Genomic DNA, 1,018 nt, shown 5'->3' on the forward strand with positions numbered 1-1,018 from the left:
CCCTACGCAGACATTAACCCCCACCCCGGTACCCGTCTATGCCCGTATTGGCCCCGAACAGGGAGCCTTGATCCGCACCGGGATCGGCTTCGACACTCCCATCGTGTACCCGCCGGTGATGCAAGACACGCTGGTGCAGATTCTGGAAGAAGCCGTGGACAAGGATGGTTATCTATGGGTGCATGTGAATGTGATCGAGGACGGCCGGGAAGGTTGGATCCTGCAATCCCTCCTGCTCATCGCCACGCCTGAGCCCAACTGGTAACTTTGCCCTAAATCCACTTCAGTACCCCGGCAAAAATAATCAAGCAGATCAGGTCGAAACCCAGGATGCTACCCACCGTGATGGCTTTCTGTCGTACGCTTGGCATATCGAACACCCAATAGGCCACCAGGAAAAAGGGCAGATAGCCGATCAGGAAGATCAACCAGGGGGCACCCAGGTTCCACCACGGGTATTCCCAGGTGAGCGCGCCAGCACTATTCAATAACAGCTCGACGATCACGCAAAAGATCGATCCCACGACAGCAAATAACCAGCGATTGGGTATGCCCAGGATCTTCAGGTGCTTGTCAGCCGGTAGCATTTTGGTGAAGGAGACGCCGGCGATGGCAAACATGAAGCAGATCTCGATGTTTAAACCGATTAAGATCAGGTAGGCGGTCTGGCCGGGAGCGCCCCACACGGGTGCGTAGTTGGTGAAGTGAAATACCAGCCCATTCCAGATTTCGTTGAACCAATCCATGCCCCAAAATGCCAGGCCAGCGAACAGCAGGCTCCAATTGCGCCGTTCAACTTCCACAGTGTATACGTAAACGGTCAGGGCAAATAACGTGATGACATACCATTGGAAGGTAGTGGGGTTACGTAGGATGGCAAGGGCTTGTTGAGCCGATTCTGTGGGCATTTCTCCTCCTTTTGATTTATGAAAGGTCTAGTCTTTTTGTGTAAATCTCGCTGTGGTCGCCTGCTGGCAAGCCTTTCCATCACTGGCTAAGCGCTAAAAGCTCTCGATTT

The 1,018-nt window shown here is 53.4% G+C and carries 1 protein-coding gene; it reads right to left on the bottom strand.

All coding sequences use genetic code 11. The features are described 5' to 3' along the window. Positions 1-272 precede the first annotated feature (272 nt). A complete protein-coding gene (locus C3F13_06000; GenBank protein PWB54811.1) occupies positions 273-908 on the bottom strand; it encodes a hypothetical protein in 636 nt (211 codons plus the stop codon). Positions 909-1,018: the final 110 nt, after the last annotated feature.

Source organism: Anaerolineales bacterium, assembly GCA_003105035.1.
Lineage (GTDB): Bacteria > Chloroflexota > Anaerolineae > Anaerolineales > UBA4823 > FEB-25.

Coding starts and splice junctions, on each gene's coding strand:
- C3F13_06000 (PWB54811.1), bottom strand. CDS start 908: ATGCCCACAGAATCGGCTCAACAAGCCCTTGCCATCCTACGTAACCCC.